Source organism: Pseudomonas sp. S2_A02 (assembly GCF_054668495.1).
The window spans coordinates 1,226,289-1,246,399 of sequence record NZ_CP162776.1 but is presented as its reverse complement, the minus strand read 5'-3'; the positions used below and the strand labels follow the sequence as shown (position 1 = coordinate 1,246,399).

The 20,111-nt window shown below is 59.9% G+C and carries 16 protein-coding genes; 12 read left to right on the top strand and 4 right to left on the bottom strand.

Annotation, left to right across the window (positions count from 1 at the left end; translation table 11 throughout):
* Window positions 1–58: 58 nt before the first annotated feature.
* On the bottom strand, window positions 59–1,561 hold the full coding sequence (gene pdxR, locus AB4O41_RS05450) for a MocR-like pyridoxine biosynthesis transcription factor PdxR (protein ID WP_460146604.1): 1,503 nt from the start codon (window positions 1,559–1,561) through the stop codon (window positions 59–61).
* Between the two features lie 235 nt (window positions 1,562–1,796).
* Between pdxR and AB4O41_RS05445 the strand changes: the two genes are divergently transcribed.
* From AB4O41_RS05445 to AB4O41_RS05415, 7 genes are all read left to right on the top strand, one after another.
* A complete protein-coding gene (locus tag AB4O41_RS05445; protein ID WP_460146603.1) occupies window positions 1,797–2,777 on the top strand; it encodes a quinone oxidoreductase family protein in 981 nt (326 codons plus the stop codon).
* A gap of 14 nt (window positions 2,778–2,791) precedes the next feature.
* Window positions 2,792–3,640, top strand: coding sequence for a TauD/TfdA dioxygenase family protein (locus AB4O41_RS05440; RefSeq protein WP_460146602.1), 849 nt, complete (start codon window positions 2,792–2,794; stop codon window positions 3,638–3,640).
* An 86-nt stretch (window positions 3,641–3,726) separates the two neighbouring features.
* Complete coding sequence (locus AB4O41_RS05435; RefSeq protein WP_460146601.1) at window positions 3,727–4,779, top strand: beta-keto acid cleavage family enzyme; 1,053 nt, start codon at window positions 3,727–3,729, stop codon at window positions 4,777–4,779.
* 92 nt (window positions 4,780–4,871) lie between these two features.
* A complete protein-coding gene (locus tag AB4O41_RS05430) occupies window positions 4,872–6,203 on the top strand; it encodes an MFS transporter (RefSeq protein WP_460146600.1) in 1,332 nt (443 codons plus the stop codon).
* Complete coding sequence (locus tag AB4O41_RS05425) at window positions 6,200–6,862, top strand: DsbA family oxidoreductase (protein WP_460146599.1); 663 nt, start codon at window positions 6,200–6,202, stop codon at window positions 6,860–6,862. Before AB4O41_RS05430 ends, AB4O41_RS05425 begins: the two co-directional genes overlap by 4 nt.
* Complete coding sequence (locus AB4O41_RS05420; RefSeq protein ID WP_460146598.1) at window positions 6,859–7,185, top strand: Rieske (2Fe-2S) protein; 327 nt, start codon at window positions 6,859–6,861, stop codon at window positions 7,183–7,185. Before AB4O41_RS05425 ends, AB4O41_RS05420 begins: the two co-directional genes overlap by 4 nt.
* Window positions 7,182–8,192, top strand: coding sequence for a YeiH family protein (locus tag AB4O41_RS05415; protein WP_460146597.1), 1,011 nt, complete (start codon window positions 7,182–7,184; stop codon window positions 8,190–8,192). Before AB4O41_RS05420 ends, AB4O41_RS05415 begins: the two co-directional genes overlap by 4 nt.
* A gap of 96 nt (window positions 8,193–8,288) precedes the next feature.
* Here the strand turns inward: AB4O41_RS05415 and AB4O41_RS05410 are convergent, their stop codons facing one another.
* The 3 genes from AB4O41_RS05410 to AB4O41_RS05400 form a co-directional block, all read right to left on the bottom strand.
* Window positions 8,289–8,942, bottom strand: a complete 654-nt coding sequence (locus AB4O41_RS05410; protein ID WP_460146596.1) for a DUF2931 family protein — start codon at window positions 8,940–8,942, stop codon at window positions 8,289–8,291.
* Window positions 8,939–10,558, bottom strand: a complete 1,620-nt coding sequence (locus AB4O41_RS05405) for a phospholipase effector Tle1 domain-containing protein (protein WP_460146595.1) — start codon at window positions 10,556–10,558, stop codon at window positions 8,939–8,941. The genes AB4O41_RS05410 and AB4O41_RS05405 overlap by 4 nt, the downstream gene beginning before the upstream one ends.
* A gap of 272 nt (window positions 10,559–10,830) precedes the next feature.
* Entirely contained in the window at window positions 10,831–11,865 is a 1,035-nt protein-coding gene (locus AB4O41_RS05400) for an AraC family transcriptional regulator (RefSeq protein WP_460146594.1), read from the bottom strand.
* A 356-nt stretch (window positions 11,866–12,221) separates the two neighbouring features.
* Between AB4O41_RS05400 and AB4O41_RS05395 the strand changes: the two genes are divergently transcribed.
* From AB4O41_RS05395 to AB4O41_RS05375, 5 genes are all read left to right on the top strand, one after another.
* Window positions 12,222–12,788: an RBBP9/YdeN family alpha/beta hydrolase gene (locus tag AB4O41_RS05395; RefSeq protein WP_460146593.1), complete on the top strand. Its 567-nt coding sequence runs from the start codon at window positions 12,222–12,224 to the stop codon at window positions 12,786–12,788.
* 128 nt (window positions 12,789–12,916) lie between these two features.
* Complete coding sequence (locus AB4O41_RS05390; RefSeq protein ID WP_460146592.1) at window positions 12,917–14,929, top strand: DUF1302 domain-containing protein; 2,013 nt, start codon at window positions 12,917–12,919, stop codon at window positions 14,927–14,929.
* A gap of 41 nt (window positions 14,930–14,970) precedes the next feature.
* Window positions 14,971–16,329 (top strand): DUF1329 domain-containing protein, encoded by a 1,359-nt coding sequence (locus AB4O41_RS05385; protein WP_460146591.1) that lies wholly within the window; start codon window positions 14,971–14,973, stop codon window positions 16,327–16,329.
* 150 nt (window positions 16,330–16,479) lie between these two features.
* A complete protein-coding gene (locus AB4O41_RS05380; protein WP_460146590.1) occupies window positions 16,480–17,553 on the top strand; it encodes a WD40/YVTN/BNR-like repeat-containing protein in 1,074 nt (357 codons plus the stop codon).
* Window positions 17,554–17,584: 31 nt separating this feature from the next.
* A complete protein-coding gene (locus tag AB4O41_RS05375) occupies window positions 17,585–20,104 on the top strand; it encodes an efflux RND transporter permease subunit (protein ID WP_460146589.1) in 2,520 nt (839 codons plus the stop codon).
* Window positions 20,105–20,111: the final 7 nt, after the last annotated feature.

Below are 20,111 nucleotides of genomic sequence, written 5' to 3'. Positions count from 1 at the left end.
AGTCAGGAACTCTCGATAGATCCATTATCAGTTAAATCATAAGACCACTTGCCTTGCTTCAAGTGGCCTGCAGGTACCCCATTTTGCTCAAGGCCCGGGCCAGCGCTTCGACACGCTCCTTGGCCTGGTCCTCAGGCGTGCCGGCAAATCCGATGAGCAGGGCAGGTGGCAGGACATGCTCAAGGCAGTAATCGCTCAAGGCATAGGTGTGGATGTTGTGTCGGGCCAGTTCCCTGGCGATCACGTCGTCATCAAGCGTGGGTGGTAGCCAGGCGATCAAGTGCATGCCGGCTTCCACCGGGATGATGTTGAAGAAGCCGCCCAACTGTTGCTGAAGTTGCTCGAGCAGTGCTTGCTGGCGAGTCTGGTACAGCGCCCGCATGCGGCGAATATGACCGAGGAAGTGGCCTTCGCGCATGAAGTCCGCCGTCGTCGCCTGGAGAAGCGTGGGCGGGCTGCGATCCATCACCGCGCGCAGGGTGCAGAAGGGTTCGATCAGGGCTTGCGGCAATATCACATAGCCCAGTCTGAGTGAGGGGAAGAGGACTTTGCTGAAGGTGCCGACGTAGATCACTCGAGCCATCCGGTCCATGGCGTAGAGTGCGGGAAGGAGGCGGCCGCTGTAGCGAAATTCACTGTCGCAATCGTCCTCGATGATCCAGCTCTGATACTGGGCAGCCCAGTCGATGAGCGCCTGGCGCCGCGCATAACTCATGGTCACGCCCAAGGGATGCTGGCGAGATGGCGTGGTGAACACCAGACGGGCATCAGGGCACTCGGCCAGGCCTTGCTGAATATCTATGCCTTGTTCATCGATCCGCAATGGAATCACCTGAGCCCCCTGGGCTTGCAACGCAATGCGCGCCGCGATGTGTCCTGGGTCTTCCATCCACACGCTGTCCTGCGGATTGAGCAACAGCATGCTCAACAGGTTAAAGGCTTGCTGCGCGCCGGAAACGATCACCACCTGCTCGGCACTGCAATCGATGCCACGGGCATCAAAGACGTACTCGGCAATCGCCGCGCGCAAGGCCTGTAGCCCTTGCAGTTCGCCATAGCCAAGCATCGCCTTGGTCGGCTTGAGCAGGTGGCGGTTCATCAAGCGCCGCCACACAGCGAGCGGGAACGCGTCGTAGGAACTGTGGCTGGGCAGGAATGAGGTGGGGGTCGCGGGGTCCCAATCGGTATAGGAAACGCCGCGAAAGTGACTGCTGCGCAACGACAACATGGACTGGCTCAGGTCGGACAGGCGCGGTGGCTGGCGCTGCTCTTCGTCGGCAATCCCTCGGCTCTCCCACTCATCGCCGACATAGGTGCCGGCCCCGGTGCGCGAGGCCAGGAAACCTTCGGCAATCAGCTGATCGAATGCATTGAGAATGGTGATCCGCGACAGCTCCAACTCTTTGCTCAGGGTCCGCGTCGACGGCAGGCGCACGCCCCCTTGCATTTTTCCGCTGAGAATCTGTTTGCGAATCTGCAAATAGAGTTGGCGGTACAGGGGGATGGAACTGGCACGGTCCAGCTCAATAGCCGACAGCAGCAAACCTGCAGGGGATTTCATCACATGCTCGTCTGGAGGGAGGTGGTTTGACCTGGAACACCATCATACCGAGGTGCGCAGGGGTATCGAGAGGCACTGGATAAGTCATTCACTACAGGCGTTGAAGCAACCCACACTGTCATGAAATGAAAAGCCATTGTCGTCTGATGAGAAGCGACTCACCAGACGGCGTCCTACAGTCCAATCAGCGCAATTCGACGCAGCACGCCCAACTGAGACTGGAGAATAAGAAAAAATGGCCAAAGCCGTACGCTTCTACGAAACCGGTGGTCCCGAAGTCCTTCGTTATGAAGAGGTCGAAGTCGGCGATCCCGGTCCCGGCCAGGTTCGTCTTCGTCATGTGGCGGTGGGCCTGAACTATGCCGACACCTACTTTCGCAATGGCACTTACCCGATTCCGATGCCCAGCGGCATGGGGGTTGAAGCGTCCGGTGTGGTCCAGGCTATCGGCGAAGGGGTGACCAACGTACAAGTCGGCGATCGCGTCACCTACACCGGTTTTCTCAATACATTGGGTGCCTATAGCACTGAACGTCTGATCCCGGCCGCGCCGCTGATCAAGCTGCCGGAAACCATCAGTTTCGAGACCGCTGCGGCCATGACCATGCGCGGCTTGACGTCCTCGTACCTGATGCGGCGCATTTACGACTTCAAGGCCGGCGACAGCATTCTGTTGCACGCCGCTGCCGGTGGTGTAGGCCTGATTGTTTCGCAGTGGGCCAAGCTGCTTGGTCTGAACGTCATTGGCACCGTGTCCACTGAGGCCAAGGGTGAAATCGCCTTGGCCCATGGCTGCGAGCATGTCATCAATTACAGCCATGAAGACGTCGCCCAGCGCGTTCGCGAATTGACCGATGGCGTGGGGGTCAACGTGGTGTTCGACAGCGTCGGCAAGAACACCTTCATGGGCTCGCTGGATTCGCTCAAGCGTCGTGGCCTGATGGTCTGTGTCGGCACCGCATCCGGTCCGATCCCGGCCTTCGATCCGGTGATGCTGGCGATGAAAGGCTCGTTGTTCCTGACCCGTCCGGCCCTGGCGGATTACATCGCCGACCCGGCGGAAAAAGCCGCGTTGGCGGGTGAGTTGTTCGACCATGTCGGCAGCGGTCGAATCAAGATCGAGATCAACCAGCACTATGCTTTGCAGGATGCCGTCCAGGCCCATCGCGACCTGGAATCACGCAAAACCACGGGCTCATCGATTTTCGTCATTTAAGGGAGTTGTCTGCCATGAAAGTCGAACAATTGACCTGCAGCATTGGCGCGGAGCTGGTGGGCGTCAACCTCGCCGACGCGGTGCATGACGACGGTCTTTTTGCCGAGATTCGTGCTCAACTGCTCAAGCATCGGGTGGTGTTTCTGCGTGATCAGGACATCACTCGCGACGAGCATGTGGCATTCGCCCGGCGCTTTGGCGAGCTGGAAGATCATCCGGTGGCCGGCAGTGATCCGGATCATCCAGGGCTGGTGCGCATCTACAAGCGGCCGGACCAGCCAATGGACCGTTACGAAAACGCCTGGCATACCGACGCTACCTGGCGCGAGGCGCCCCCGATGGGTTGCGTGCTGCGCTGCGTAGAGTGCCCGCCGGTGGGCGGCGACACCATGTGGGTCAACATGGTCGAGGCCTATGCGCGCTTGCCGGAAGACGTGAAAGTGAAGATCGCCGACCTGCGTGCCCGCCACAGTATCGAGGCGAGCTTTGGCGCGGCCATGCCGATTGAAAAGCGCCTGGCGCTCAAGGCGATGTACCCGGATGCCGAGCATCCGGTGGTGCGCACCCACCCGGAAACCGGCGAAAAGGTGTTGTTCGTCAACGCCTTTACGACGCACTTGAGCAACTACCACACCCCCGAGCGGGTGCGCTTCGGCCAGGACGCCAATCCGGGCGCAAGTGAGCTGCTGCGCTACCTGATCAGCCAGGCCTACATCCCCGAGTATCAAGTGCGCTGGCGCTGGAAACCCAACAGCATCGCCATCTGGGACAACCGCAGCACCCAGCACTACGCCGTCATGGATTACCCGCCGTGCCATCGCAAGATGGAGCGCGCCGGCATCATCGGCGACAAGACTTACTGATCGACCGCCGCTGCATTCGCACTCGTAAACACGCCTGCCCGGCACGATCTGGGCGTGCGTAACAATCATAAGAATAGGAGTAACTCATGCAATTCTTCGACGATTCCCTGCACCCGGAAAACATGGAAAAGGTGGTCATCACCGTGGCCCCGTATGGCCCGGAATGGATGCCGGAAGACTTCCCTGAAGACATCCCGCTGACCATGGATGAGCAGGTGCAGAAGGCGGTTGATTGTTATGAGGCGGGGGCAACGGTATTGCACCTGCACGTGCGTGAATTGGACGGCAAGGGTTCCAAGCGTCTGTCCAAGTTCAACGAATTGATCGCCGGTGTGCGTGAAGCCGTGCCGGACATGATCATCCAGGTCGGTGGTTCGATTTCCTTCGCGCCGGAAAGCGATGGCGAAGCCGCCAAGTGGCTGTCTGACGATACTCGTCACATGCTGGCCGAGCTGACGCCAAAACCGGATCAGGTCACGGTGGCCATCAACACCACCCAGATGAACATCATGGAACTGCTGTATCCGGAGTACCTGGAAGGCACGTCCCTGGCCAATCCTGCCTATCAGGCGGCGTATAGCGAGATGACCGTACCGGCCGGCCCGGCCTGGGTCGCCGAGCACCTCAAACGCCTGATGGACAACGGCATCCAGCCGCACTTCCAGCTGACCGGCATGCATGCCATGGAAACCCTTGAGCGCCTGGTGCGCAAAGGCGTCTACAAGGGGCCGTTGAACCTGACCTGGATTGGTATCGGCGGCGGTTTCGATGGCCCTAATCCGTTCAACTTCTTCAACTTCATCCACCGGGCGCCAGACGGTTGCACCCTGACCTCCGAGTCGCTGCTCAAGAACGTCATGCCATTCAACACCATGTCGATGGCCATGGGCATGCACCCGCGTGTGGGCAATGAAGACACTATCATTGATCACAAGGGCGATCGTTTCGGCTCAGTTGCGCAGATCAAGCAAACCGTACGCATCGCCCATGAACTGGGTCGCGAAATCGCCACGGGCAAAGAAGCCCGCCTGATCTACCGCATCGGCGTGCAGTACCAAAGTATCGAAGAAACCCTGTTGGCCAATGGCATGGCCCCCAACCGCAAGGCCGGGCAGAAAGGTGTGCCGCAACGCGGCTGATCGGCAGACGAAGCGGGAGGTCAATGGCTTCCCGCTCGCTGCACTGCAACACGCTTGATAACAACAATAAAACGAAGCTTTGAGGAGGCTGCATGGCCTTTCACCCAATCGCCGCAGACGATGATGATTGCAGTGGCGTCGGCGTTGCGCGCAAGTATGCCTGGATCGTCTTTGCACTGACATTCGGCTTGTTGATTTCCGATTACATGTCGCGCCAGGTGCTGAACGCGGTATTCCCGATGCTCAAGGGCGAATGGGCCTTGAGCGACGGTCAGCTCGGCCTGCTCAGTGGCATTGTCGCCCTGATGGTGGGGCTGCTGACATTTCCCCTGTCATTGCTGGCGGATCGCTTCGGCCGGGTCAGGAGCCTGGCGCTGATGGCTTTGCTGTGGAGCCTAGCGACGCTGGGCTGCGCATTGGCGCAGGACTATCAGCAGATGTTCTTTGCACGGTTCATGGTCGGCGTCGGCGAAGCGGCGTACGGCAGCGTCGGCATCGCGGTGGTGATTTCGGTGTTTCCCAAACACATGCGTGCAACCCTGACCAGTGCGTTCATGGCGGGCGGCATGTTCGGTTCGGTATTAGGCATGGCGCTGGGCGGGGCAATCGCCGCCAAGCTTGGCTGGCGCTGGTCGTTCGCCGGCATGTCGCTGTTCGGTCTGCTGCTGGCGGTGCTTTACCCGCTCATCGTCAAGGAGGCACGCATTGCCCCGCAACGTGCTGCTCAGGTGGCGAACAAGACGGCTGCCGCGGTCAAGCGTCCATTGCGTACGCTGTTTTCCAGCCGCTCGGTGATCGCTGCCTACATCGGCAGTGGCTTGCAACTGTTCGTCGGCGGCACCGTCATTGTGTGGATGCCCAGTTACCTCAATCGTTATTACGACATGGCTACCGACAAGGCGGGTGGAGTCGCGGCGATCATCGTGCTGTGCAGCGGTGCGGGAATGATCCTGTGCGGCATGCTCAGTGATCGACTGTGTCGCCATTCGCCGGAGCGCAAAGTCGCTTTGGCCATCGCCTATTGCCTGGGCAGTTGTCTGCTGTTGTCGGCGGCATTCGCACTGCCGGCAGGGCCTGTGCAATTGCTGCTGATCTGCCTGGGCATGTTGATTGCCGCCGGCACGACCGGCCCTTGCGGAGCCATGGTTGCCAACCTGACCCATTACTCGGTCCACGGCACGGCCTTCGCTACGCTGACCTTGGCCAACAACATGCTGGGGCTGGCGCCGGGTCCATTCATCACCGGCAGGGTGTCCGATCTCATCGGTTTGCATGCAGCTTTTCAAATGGTGCCACTGGTCAGCATCGCGGCAGCGGCCGTGTTCTTTTATGCCAAGTGTCACTACCACAAGGACATTGCCCGGCTTCGAGGCGAGCAAGTCCACGATTCGATTGGCAAAGCGGCATTAGAGGTGAAGTTGTGAGTGGTCGTTTACGTATTGATGTGTTTTTCGATTTCATCTGCCCGTGGTGCCTGATCGGCAAGCGTCAACTGGAGCGCGCGCAAGACCTGCTGCGTGTCCAGCAACCCGGCGTGGAAATCACCACAGTGTGGCACGGGGTGCAATTACTGCCGCAGCTACCGGCACAGGGTGAACCCTTCACCGATTTTTACCTCAAGCGTCTGGGCAGTCCTGAAGTTGTAGCGATGCGTCAGGCCCAGGTGCAGCAGGCTGCGATGGAGGTCGGGCTGGCCATCGACTTGAGCCGCATCACGACGATGCCCAACACCGCGGATGCCCATCGTCTGCTGGAGCGTGTCAGCGTGTTGGGCAATATTGAACTGCGTGATGACTTGCTTGAGCGTTTGTTCGCGGCGTATTTCCAGAACGGCGAGGACCTGGGTTGCCGTGAGACCTTGATCGCCACTGCCCGGTCGTGCGGCGTTGAAGCGGACACCGTGTCTGACTGCTTGCTGGGCGACGCCAGTCCCTTTGATGGATTCCCCGGGGCCACCAACGGCGTGCCCAGTTTCCGGTTCGACAATCGCCTGACGGTGGTGGGCGCACAGCCTGCCGAAGTGTTGCTTGACGCCATGTGCGAAGCCTTGCTCAAAAGTGCTCATGAGCGGCAACCGGCATGAGTTTTCGTATCCCTGTGCCTGTCGGAAAACTCCCGCAGGCCGGTGGTCGTGCGCTGTTCGAATTCGATGGCAAAAGCCTGGCGTTATTCAACGTCGAAGGTGACCTGTTCGCCATCGACGACAGTTGCCCGCACCAGGGTGCCTCACTGTGTGGCGGGCGCCTTGAGGGGCGGGTGATTCAATGCTGTGCCCATGGCCTGCGCTTCGATCTGCGCAGCGGTTACTTGCTCAATTCAACCCAGCTAAAAGTCGCCAATTACCCGGTCGAGATCATCGACGGCCAGGCATTCATCGTCATCGTTCCCGAGGAATCCGTGCCATGAGCACCATCGCTCTTACCCGTATCCATAGCCGAACGCGCGAGTTGGCGCCGGGTTTTGCCGTCAGTCTGATCGTCGCGGCGGCTGCGTCTTTTTTGTCCGAGCATTACGGCGCGCCGGTGATGCTGTTTGCCTTGCTGTTGGGCATGGCGCTGAACTTCCTGGCCGGTGACAGCGCCTGCAAGGCGGGCATCGAGTTCACGGCACGCACTGTGTTGCGCATTGGCGTGGCGTTGCTGGGCATGCGCATCACGCTCGAACAGATTGCCGCGCTGGGCTGGAAGCCTGTGGCGCTGGTGGTGATTGTGGTGGTGGTGACGATCGGCGTCTCGGTGATCGCGGCCAAGGCGCTGGGATTCCAGCGTTTGTTCGGCATGCTCACCGGTGGGGCCACCGCGATTTGTGGTGCGTCGGCGGCGTTGGCGCTGGCGGCGGCATTGCCGAACCATCCGCAGAAAGAACGTGCAACGTTATTCACGGTGATCGGGGTGTCGGCGCTGTCGACCCTGGCGATGATCGTGTACCCGATGATTGCCAATTGGCTGTCGTTGTCGCCGCAAGTGGCGGGCGTGTTCTTGGGGGCGACCATCCACGATGTCGCCCAAGTCGTCGGTGCCGGTTACAGCATGTCGACCGAGACCGGCGATACGGCCACGGTGATCAAGCTGATGCGGGTTGCCATGCTGCTGCCGGTGATCGTCTGCGCCGCGATGATTACCCGCATGCAGGGCGCCGACCCGGCCGGCAAGCGGCCGCCGCTGCTGCCGTGGTTCGCCGTCGGGTTTCTGATTCTGGCTTGTATCAACAGCACCGGTTGGATAGCTCCGGTGGTGCAGGGATCGGTCAATGAATTGTCGCGTTGGTGCCTGGTGGTTTCCATCAGCGCCCTGGGCATGAAGACTCAGCTCAAGGAGTTGGCCGCTGTCGGCATCAAACCCATCTTGCTGATGGTGGGGGAGACAGCGTTCCTTGTCGTGCTGGTATTGCTGTTGCTGCGTTGGGGAATGTAGGCACACAGGACTCCTCGGCCGGTGTCTCAAACACCGGTTCTTTTACGGCGACTGTGCCAGCAGTCGCCGTTTTTTTATTGGGGCAAAGACACCTCATCACCAACTGCCATAGGGAATGCCAAAATGTTCGATGTAGCGTTTGGAAGAGTCTTTGATCTTGCCGTAGAAGCCGTTGTACTTGCCTTGATCGGGACCTAACGGCTCGATGCCAACTTGCCCTCGGTCGACCTTGTGGGCGCGGAAACAGTCGTCCCAGACCCAGACCTGGATGATGCCGCCCGGTGCCAGTCCCAGATTCAGGGCCGCACTCGGGTTGGCGGTAAACTCAGGGGTCTTGTGGCAACGCCGGGCGGTCGAGTTGCGCATGATGTCGCGGGTGGACTCGGAGATATCGATCCAGCCCGCGTAGGTCTTGCGCTCGACAATCGATTGCCAGCGCACAAAGATGCGTTTCGGCAGGTCGGCGCCTACCACCGGCATGCCGGAACCGCCAATGCCCACCCAGCCCCGTGCATTTTCGGTTCCATTCTCGTGGTCGCTGCGAGCTGCTGCGCCTGCCGCGATATCGTAAATTATCCGTCCCTTTATATCCTCGACAGCGGAGGTCTCGACCCATACCGTCATATGCGCGGGCTCAGTGAAGCCAATGCCCCACCAAGGGAGTTTGTAATCATTTTTGGCCGACAGAGGATCAACGGCTTGGCAGGCGCTCATCGACAACATGGCTAATAGTGCAAACAGGAAGTTCATGGTCGCAGCGTCCATTCCGGTACATGAGGGTGATATACCCGTACGGCATCCGTCGTGGGGGCATTGACGTAGACCATTTCAAATCGGGTGATGCGAGGTCCAGAGAGGAAAGTCGGGGTCCAGTGCGCTGACAGGTGGATGTAGTGCAGCTTCAGCAACTGCTCCTCGGCGGCGGTAATGAGGTAATCACCTGCGACAAACCGTTCGCACAAGGGCTGAAGTTCGGCGGGTGGTGCCAATGCAGCACGTTGCCGAATATCGTCAAACTCAACCCCATGCTTTTTGGCCGCTTCATACATCACCCGCAGATACACCCGCGAAAGCCCGGCACTGACCTTGCGCCGTAGCTGCAACCCGACAAATACCCGCTTTTGTTTTGGCGCGTTCTGCTCTCTTGGTTCAGGCAGCAGCATTACCGGATCAGGGGTGACCAGTTCCAGCATCTCCAGTGGCCAGCCCTTGGCGTGCCAATTCGCCCGTTCCCGTTGGGCATCGCGGTAGATTGAGGTGGTTTTTACGTCGGCGAATTCGCTAACTTCCAGGGCTTGCATGGGGCTGAGTAACAGGCACTCTTCGATATCATCGCGGTAACCACCGCCAATATCCGAGTGAGCGCCTGGCAAGCTGATATCCAGATGGTCCGGGCCGACCTTGTTGAGGGCAAAGTTGGCGCGGTACTCGTCCCGTGCCATCAGTTGCAGCACATTGGGGAAATGTTGCGGCATCAAGTACAACTTGACCCCAGGGGCTGCAGGACTGCGCACATCCCCCAGATTACTCAGCCCACCCACGGACGCAACGGTGTCGAACAAGCCGACAAATCCGGTGTTGATCCCTTCACCAAATACCTTGCTAAAACCTCGGGCGAACAAGCTGTTCGGCAGGTACAGGGTATCTGTCAATGGACTGTTGATTCTGGCCAGACACAAGCAGGCGAAGTGCCGGGCGGCGGCGGCACCGCGGCTAAAGCCGAAAACATCGAAGACCAAAGAGCTGATTTGGATGTCCGGGTAGAGTTCATGAAAAGTGTGTAACCGTTGCTTGATTCGACCGAACGCCTGAAACACTCTGGCCTCGATCCCGGTCTCGCCCCGACCAAAAGCCATGCCCAGCAGATTGTCTTGCCCGCCTGCAATCGTGCCGATACCTTCGACATAGACCCTATCGAATGCCAGTTTTTTCTGGATGATTTTTTGCGAGTCATTAGATTCCGCATACAACTCATGCAACCGCTTAACATTCGTCACTTCCCCCCCATAACTACTGTCAGGATCCTGCATATACGGCTTACAACTCCCATCCATATCCTGCGCCGACACCGGATGATGAGCCCCGCACTTACGCCCCATCTCTACATTGAACGGGTTATTGCCAGTGCCATCGAAAAACACCCCGATACGCAGGGTGATCTTCACGTGGGTGGCTTCTTCGCGCGCTTCCTTGGCTTCCCAGGCAGCATTACCTTGGTCTTCCAGTGCCCGTTGCCGGGCCATCATTTCGTCGTATTTGCGTTGTTCTTCCACCGGGTCTGGTCGAAATCCGGGTTTTCGGGCCCGTTCCGCCAGTGCGCGGTCGCGGCAGACGGCGCAGTGGTGACCCCCAAAGTCCTTTTCCATGAACGCATTCCTTTAGCGTAAAGCCCATCCCTGGGCGCCAGATCAGTAATCGGTTTCTGTGGACTACGATGCGCGCTGGGGGACAGGGGACGCTGCCAGTCGCGACTTAATCGCTTGTAGGATCAGGATGGGATGCTTGAAGCCTGCGGCTGTCAGAAAAGCCTTCAGGCAATGAATGCGGAGGGAGAAGGGGGCAACAGGGAGACGCATCCGCTAATCCGCTGCGGACTTTTTGCTCGCGCCAGCGATGGATTATTCGCCGGTCGGCTGGCTCAAGATTCTTTGGAACCAGAGAGAGATTTAGAGGTTTGCTTTTGCGCGCTGCGCCATGCGGCGGGCGGCATGCCGAACTGGGTGATGAACCAGCGTGTGAAAGAACTCGCCATCGAATAGCCGAGCATGTCGGCAATGCGCCCCAACGAATAACTCGGGTTTTCCAGGTAGCGCAGCACCAGGTCGCGGCGCACGTCGTTGATCAGGTCGTTGAAGGCGCAGCCGTCGTCTTTCAGGCGACGCTGCAGGGTGCGTACGTTCATGCCCTGGGTCTGGGCGATTTGCTCGATGGTGGCGCGTCCCATCGGCAGCAGCAGGTAGATGGCTTTGCGCACCTCGAACAGCATCGAGGGACCTTCGTGACTCAGCAGCGAGTCAAGATAACTCTGGGCGTAGCGCGCCATGGCCGGGTCGGCATTGGGATTGGTCACGTCGAGGCTGGCGTCGGAGCAGACAATGCCGTTGAACTCGCTGCCGAATTCCAGCGTGCAACCAAACAGACGGCGATGCAGTTGCAGGTTGTCGGGAGGCTGGTGCGTGAAGTTGACGCTGTAAGGGTGCCAGTGGGTGCCGAGCAGGGCGGCGCACAGGCGGAACATCACCCCGATGGCCAGTTCATTGGCTTGCCGGCAGGGCATCGGCGATTCGGTGACCACCTCCTCGCGAATAATCACCATCTTGCCGGCCTCTTCGATGAAGAGGGCCAGCGAGTCGTTCATCAGATGACGGTAATGCACCAACACTTGCAACGCATCACGCAACGTTCGCTGGTGGCTGAGCAGCAGGCTGACCACACCGAAGTCCGAGAGCTGGCGCGACTCGGCCATGCTCAGGCCGAAGCTCTGACAGCCACTGGCGGCGGCTGAATCTTCCAGCAGGCGTACGGCGGCATCAATGGGGATGCGGTGTTCGGGCGCTTGCAGCAGCGCTTTGCTCAGGCCGACGCCGGCCAGCACATCGCGCGGATTGAATCCCAGGTACTGGGTGACCTCCAGGTAGTTGGTCAAGACGGCGGCGCGAACAAGCTTGGGCATGCGAAGGTCTTTCCTGGGCCGGTTGCGATTCAGATGAGCGTGGCGACTATATCCAGCACATCAGCAATTGAACAGTTGTGACGTTGTCGAGGGCGCTCGCCCGATTCTGTCCAGAACCACCTCCGCTGTCCTCAAGCAATCGACGCTCACCCATTGATTACAGTGACCCACAGCGAAGCTGCGGGGTTTTTCGACCAATGGTCGGGGCACGCCAACATCTGGAAATTTGTCATGAAAAGAAAAGTGCCTGACGTCCAATGAAAAGCGCCTTGGGTGGGCGCTCTTTAATGTCAGTCCTACAAAAAGCCCCTGGCGAATAGAGCCAGTCGAGTCATCGAGAAAGCGAAGGTGTTGAAGTGGACAAACTGCAAACTGTCGCAACCGTTCTGATCGTACCGGGTCTGCGCGAGCACGTTGCCGAGCATTGGCAAACGCTGCTTGAGGCAAGGCTGTGCAAGGTGCGCAGTGTGCCGCCGCTGGAAACCGACAAGCTCGACTGCGCCAAGCGGGTCGAAGCGATTCAGCATGCGCTGGAGCAGATCGAAGGACCGGTGATTCTGGTCGCTCACAGCGCCGGTGTGCTGATGGTCGCGCACTGGGCCGCACAGCACAGTCGGCCGATCAAGGGCGCGCTGCTGGCCACCCCTCCAGATCTCGATGCTCACTGGCCGCAAGGCTACCCATCCGCTGAAACCCTGCGCACCCAGGGTTGGAATCCTCTACCAAAAGCGCCACTGCCGTTCCGCAGTCTGGTGGCCGCCAGTACCAACGACCACCTCGCCAGCCTGGACGCTGTCACTCGCCTGGCTGAAGGCTGGGGCAGCAAACTGCTCAACGTAGGCGAGGTGGGTCATCTCAATCCAGTTGCAGGGTTTGGCCACTGGCCGCAAGCCGAAGCATTGATCCTGGAACTGGATCGCTAATTCAGACGCCGGTTGGCCGCATCCATCCGGCATTTGCCCTCACTCCTGAAAAACGCAAACCCCTGGAACAAGAGGGTGCGCGAGGGCGGCTGCGCTTAAAACAAATACAAAAAGGCGGAGACAACGCAATGCACAACAATAAGAGTCACGGGTTCGCAACCTCGCGTTACACCTTGTTGGCCACGGCCATTCTGGCCGCCGCCGTGCCGGTTGCCCATGCGGTCGAACTCGACACCGGTAACCCGGACTGGACCGTGCGTTTTGATAACACCGTGAAGTACAACTACGGCGTACGCACCGAAAGCGCCGACAAGCGCATGTTGGCGACACCGAACAACAACGATGGCGACTACAACTTCCGCAAGGCCGGAACCAACATCACCAACCGCGTTGACCTGTTGACCGAGATGGATGTGGTTTACCAGAACGCCATGGGCTTTCGCGTCAGTGCCGCCACTTGGTACGACAAGGCCTACGAGAACACCGGTTCCAATTCCAACCCGTTCGTTAATGGCAATGACGCACGGTCGGGTCTGGTCGCCAACGATCCGCGCCTGGCCGGGGTCACCGGCGACAATGTCGGCAATGGCAGTCCGCACCTGAGCAACTACGCCCAGCGTTACTACAGCGGTCCATCCGGCGAAATTCTCGACGCCTTCGTGTTCTACAGCACCGAAGTGGGCGAGGAGTCGCTGTTGAGTGTCAAGGCCGGTCAACACAACGTGTTCTGGGGTGAAACCATCCTCAACCCGGTGCACTCGATCAGCTACGGCCAGTCCGGCCTGGACCTGGCCAAACTGGCCGCCTCGCCCGGTACCGAAGCCAAGGAATTGTTCGTTCCGCGTAACCAGTTGTCGATGTCGTTCACCGTCAATCCCGAGTTGACCGTGGGCGCTCAGTATTTCCTCGATTGGGATGCCGCGCGCCTGCCTGAAGCCGGTACTTACTATGGCGGTTCCGATCTGGTCGGCTTCGGTGCGCAGTCGTTCCTGCTGGGCAACACCAATGGCGTGGTGCCGGGCAGTCCGCTGGGTTGTGGTCTGGCGCCCTGCAACGGGCTGACCAATGTGCGTCGCGGTCACGACCTGACGCCGGACAAGCGCGGAGACTGGGGCGTGATGGCCAAGTGGTCGCCGGCCTGGCTGGATGGCACCCTCGGCGTTTACTACCGCAATACTTCGGAGATCCTGCCGCAAGCCTGGCTGAACGCCACCGGGCTGACCTCGGCTAATCCCAACGGTACCCCGCCTGCCGGCATGGTGCCGGCGGTGGTCAACACCCTCAATTCGTTGAGCACCAGCACCTATCAACTGGCCTATGCCGACAACATTCAGATCTTCGGCCTGAGCCTGTCCAAGGACGTGGGTGGTATCAGTGTCGGTTCGGACCTGAACATTCGTCACAACATGCCGCTGGCCAGTATTCCCGCCGTTGTCAGTTCGACAGGGCCGCGAGGTTTGGGCACAGGTCTGGGGCTGTTGCCGGCCCGCACGGCGGCCACCGGAGTGATCTATGACACCCCGCAAAAGGGCGACAGCATGGGTGCCACCGGTGACACCTTGCACTGGACGCTCAACGGCCTGATGACCTTCCCGAAAACACCGGTGTTTGATTCGGCCAGCCTGCTCGCCGAGTTGTACTACAGCAACTTGCTCAAGCTCGATAGCAAGAACGAAGCGCTCTACAAGGGCAAGGACACCTATCGCGGCATCGACCAGCCGACCCGGGACAACTGGGGTATCGCGGTCAACTTCACACCGACCTGGTACCAGGTGTTTCCGGGGGTCGATCTCAACGCACCGATGTCCATCAACGTCGGCCTTGACGGCGTCTCACCGGTGTCCGGTGGCGGTGCCAAAGACACCGGTAACTATGCCGTGGGCGTGGGGGCCGTTGTGTACAACAAATACTTCGTCGACCTGAAGTATGTGGACTCCTTCGGCAAGACCGACAAGTGCGACGCCAGTGGTTTGAGCACCGGTGCGGCCAATGCCGGCAGCGGCGACGGCTCCACACCCAATGCCTTTAGCGGTAATGAAAACTACGCCTGTTACGGCGGCGGCTACTCGGCCTTCTCCGGTGGGGGTGCCACGACTGAGGACCGTGGCGCCGTTTACCTGACGATGAAAACCACTTTTTGATTCACCACTGATTTGCTCAATGCAAGCAGGAGAATAACAAGATGAAATTCGCAAAAACCGTGTTGGCCGCTTCGCTGGCTATGGTCCTTGCCGCCCAGGCACAGGCCGCTGTTTCAACTCAGGACGCTGCCCGGTTGGGCAGCAGCCTGACCCTGGTGGGCGCCGAAAAGGCCGGGAATGCTGATGGTTCCATTCCGGCCTATGACGGTGGCCTGACCACGCCGCCGGCCAGTTTCAAATCCGGTGACAGCATGCGTCCGGATCCCTTCGTCAACGAAAAACCGTTGCTGGTGATCGATGGCAAAAACGTCGATCAGTACAAGGGCTTGCTCAGTGCAACCACGGCGGAACTGGCCAAGCGTTTCCCAAGCTTCCACGTCAATGTCTACCCGACCCACCGTACCGTCTCTTTGCCCAAGGCTGTGCTGGACAATGGGGTGAAAAATGCCACCGGGGCCAAGTCCCTTGAGGGCGGGTTGGCCATCGATAACGTACTGCCCGGTGTGCCGTTTCCGATTCCGCAGTCGGGCAACGAGGCCATGTGGAACTTCCTGTTGCGTTTTCAGGGCGTCAACATCAACTCCAAGTACGACTCCTGGAACGTCGATTCCGCAGGCATTGCGAGTCTGGCGATCACCGGGCAGGCGTTCATTTCCTATCCGATCTACGAGAACCTGACACAGCCGATCAGCAGCGCCGACGTGTACTACCAGATGAAATTGTCCTATACCGGCCCGGCACGCCGTGCCGGCGAAGCAATAATGCTCAAGGACGCCGCCAACCCGCTGCAGCAACCGCGCCGCGCCTGGCAATACTTGCCTGGCCAGCGTCGGGTCAAACTGGCACCGAACCTGGCCTACGACACGCCTAACCCCGGTACCGCCGGTGCTGGCACCTACGATGATGTGTTCGTGTTCAACGGTGCGCTGGACCGCTACGACTGGAAGCTGGTGGGCAAGCAGGAAATGATCGTGCCTTACAACACCTACAAGCTGACTTATGCCCAGGACCCCAAATCGCTGACCACCGCCAATCACCTGTCACCTGAATACGTGCGTTGGGAAAAACACCGGGTCTGGGTGGTGGAGGGCAACCTCAAGTCTGGTGCCCGGCACATCTATCAGAAGCGTCGCTTCTACCTCGATGAAGACAGCTGGACCGCTCTGGCCTCTGACCAATATGACGCCCGTGGTCAGCTGTACCGTGGCTCTTTCGCGTTCCTCAGCCAAAGCTATGACAAGCAGATCCCAGACTCCACGCCCTTCATGATCTACGACCTGGTGGGTGGTTCCTACAACATCAACGGCGTGGTAGGGCCTTACGGCGGTATCAAATACATCGACCCGCTCTCCAAGGCGCAGTGGTCGCCGGAGTCGCTGGCAGGTGCCGGGATTCGCTAAGCAAACCGTGACAAAGCGTTCGTTCGGTCCGCCGCCTGCAAGGCAGGGGGCCGCACGACGGTCGGCGCATGCCGATCGTTTCGCACGCCAGGTTGGAACGTCAGGCACACGGACGTGTGTCCCGGCACGGTTATCCGAAGAGGACGCGGTATGTGTTCGTACAAGAATTACCTGCAGCTGGCGCTCGGCGCTCTGCTTGCAATGTTGCAGAGCCTGAGCCAGGCGTCCGCTTATGTCGACGTGCTGGATCTACCGGCCAGGGTCAGCGCCTTGGCCGTCAACAGCCCGTTATCCGGTATGGCTCGCGCCGGCGATCGTCTGGTCGCCGTCGGGCAGCGTGGCCACATTCTGTATTCCGATGATGCCGGCAAACACTGGCAACAGGCCGCCGTGCCGGTCAGTGCCGACCTCAATGCCGTGAGTTTTCCTTCCACCACCCAAGGCTGGGCGGTGGGCGGTGACGGCGTGGTGTTGCACAGCAGTGATGCTGGCGCGACTTGGCGCAAGCAACTGGACGGCCGCGAGATCGGTGCCTTGCTGGTCAAGCATTACGGCGCGTTGGCCAGTGCAGAACCGGGCAACGAACAATGGCCACTGCTGGTCGCCGAAGGTGAGCGTTTGGTGGCGCAGGGCGCCGACAAACCGTTGCTCGATGTCTGGTTTGCCAACGACCGCCTCGGCTATGTGGTCGGGGTGTTCAACCTGATCCTGCGCACCGAAGACGGCGGCCAGAGCTGGACGCCGTTCCAGGACCGCACCGACAACCCGCAGGGCTTTCACCTCAACGCCATCGCCTCCACCGGTGATGCGCTGTACATCGCCGGAGAGCAAGGCCTATTGCTCAAGTGGGATGACACCCAACAGCGGTTCGCCGCCGTGCAGACACCCTATCAGGGCAGTTTTTTCGGTGTGCTCGGCAAGCCCGGCGAAGCGCTCGTCTACGGCTTGCGCGGCAATGTGCTGCGCAGCACCGACGGCGGTTTCAGTTGGACCCCGCTGGACAGTGGTCTGCGCGTCAGCATCACTGCCGGCCTCGTCGATGGCCGTGGCAACTACCGCTTGTTCACCCAGGGCGGGCAGATGCTGGTCAGCCAGGGTGCAGGCGCGCAATTGCATCTGGTTCAGCAGCCGGCACCGACACCGGTGACCGGCGCCACTCAGTCCGCCGACGGTGCGCTGGTGGTGGTTGGCAGCCGTGGTGCACGGACGCTGTCCGTTGAATAAGCCCTCGAACCCTTAGAGCGAGAACCCAGACATGGGCCATACCAAACAAGAAACCATGCCGGTGATCCGCGATCTGCGGGATTTCGACCGCCATTCCGGCAACCTGCTCGAGCGGCTGGTATTCAACTACCGTCCGCTGTTCATGCTGCTGATGGCGCTGGCCACCGTGGTGTTGGGCTACATGGCCGCAACTCGCCTGGAGCTGCGTCCAAGCTTCGAGAAGATGATTCCGCAGAGCCAGCCGTACATTCAGAATTTCCTGGAAAACCGTCAGTCGCTACGCGGTTTGGGCAACTCGGTGCGGGTGGTGGTGGAGAACACCCAGGGCGATATCTTCGACCCCGCTTATCTTGACGTACTCAAACAGGTCAACGATCAGCTGTTCGTCACCGAAGGCGTCGACCGCGCCTGGATGAAGTCGTTGTGGAGCCCGGCGGTGCGCTGGACCGAAGTCACCGAGGAAGGTTTCCAGGGTGGCCCGGTGATGCCCGATACCTACCAAGGCAAGCCTGAAGAAATAGAACAGCTGCGCCAGAACATTTCCCGTGCCGGTATCGTTGGCAGTCTGGTGGCCAGCGACTACAAATCGACCATGCTGATCGTGCCGCTGCTGGACAAGGCCACGGCCAGCGGTCAGCGCATCGACTACCACGCCTTTTCGCAAATGCTTGAAGAGCAGTTGCGCGACCAGATCGAGTTCTCAGGTGACAGCGCTGCACGCAAGGCCGGGGAGGAGGGCAAGGGCCAGTACAAAGTCCGGGTGATCGGTTTCGCCAAACTGATGGGCGACCTCATCGACGGGCTAATTCAGGTGATGATGTTCTTCGGCCTGGCCGTCGCCACTTCGCTGATCATCATTTACACCTACACCCGTTGCGTGCGCAGCACCTTGCTGGTGGTCGGCTGCTCGCTTATTGCGGTGGTTTGGCAACTGGGCATCGTCGCCTGGCTGGGCTATGCCATCGATCCTTACTCGGTGCTCGTGCCTTTCCTGATCTTCGCCATCGGTGTGTCCCACGCGGCGCAGAAGATGAACGGCATCATGCAGGACATCGCCCGTGGCACCCACAAACTGATCGCCGCACGCTACACCTTCCGCCGTCTGTTCATTGCCGGCGTCACCGCGTTGCTGGCCGACGCTGTCGGGTTCGCGGTGCTGATGCTGATCGACATTCCGGTGATCCGCGACCTGGCGATCACCGCCAGTATCGGTGTGGCGGTGCTGATTTTCACCTCGCTGTTGCTGATGCCGGTGGCGCTGTCTTATGTCGGCGTCGGCACCAAGGCTGCCGAGCGTGCGCTGAAAATCGACACGCGCGCAGAAGGGCACAAAGGCTTCGGCAAACTGTGGGACTTGCTCGACCGCTTCACCACGGCCAAATGGGCCACGGGGGCGGTATTGGTCGCGGTATTGATGGGCATCGGCGGCTTTATGGTCAGCTTGCAGCTGAAGATCGGCGACCTGGAAAGTGGCGCACCGGAGCTGCGTGCCGACTCTCGCTATAACCGTGACAACGCCTACATCACCAGCCACTACGCGCTGTCCAGCGACCTGTTCGCGGTGATGATCAAGACCGCGCCGGAAGGCTGCTTGAACTACAAGACGCTGGTCCTCGCCGACCGTTTGGCCTGGGAGCTGCAGCAGTATCCGGGCGTACAAGCCACGGCTTCGTTGGTCAATGCGGTGCGCCAAATCACCGCCGGTACTTATGAAGGCAACCCCAAACTCAACAGCATCCAGCGCAATCAGGACGTACTGAACTACGCCGCGCAGCAGGCCTCGGTCAACTCCCCGGAGTTGTTCAACACCGATTGCTCGCTGATGCCGGTGATCACCTTCCTCAAGGACCACAAGGCCGAGACCCTGGATGCCGTGGTGGGCATCGCCGAAAAATTCGCCCGGGAGAACAACAGCGAAGATCGCCAGTTTCTGCTGGCGGCCGGGTCGGCCGGGATTGAGGCGGCGACCAACATTGTGGTGCGTGAGGCCAATCGCACCATGCTGCTGTACGTCTATGCGGCGGTGACGCTGTTCTGCCTGATCACCTTCCGCAGCTGGCGCGCAACCCTGGTGGCCCTGTTGCCACTGGTCCTGACCTCGATCCTTTGCGAGGCGTTGATGGTGGCCATGGGCATCGGCGTCAAGGTCGCTACCCTGCCGGTGATCGCCCTCGGCGTGGGCATCGGCGTCGACTACGCCCTGTACTTGCTCAGCGTGCAACTGCACTTCCAGCGCCAGGGTTTGCCTTTGTCCCAGGCCTACCGCAACGCCGTGTCGTTCACCGGCCGGGTGGTCGGGTTGGTGGGCATCACCCTCGCGGCGGGCGTGGTGTGCTGGGTCTGGTCGCCAATCAAGTTCCAGGCCGACATGGGCATCCTGCTGACCTTCATGTTCCTGTGGAACATGCTCGGCGCGCTGATCCTGATCCCGGCCCTGTCGTACTTCCTGCTGCGCGAACGGGCGGTTGAGCCTGTTCCCGATGCGTCAGCCGAAAACACTGAATCCACTGAACGTCCCGGCATGTCGCATGCCCTGACCACTTCCGAGTAAGCCAACG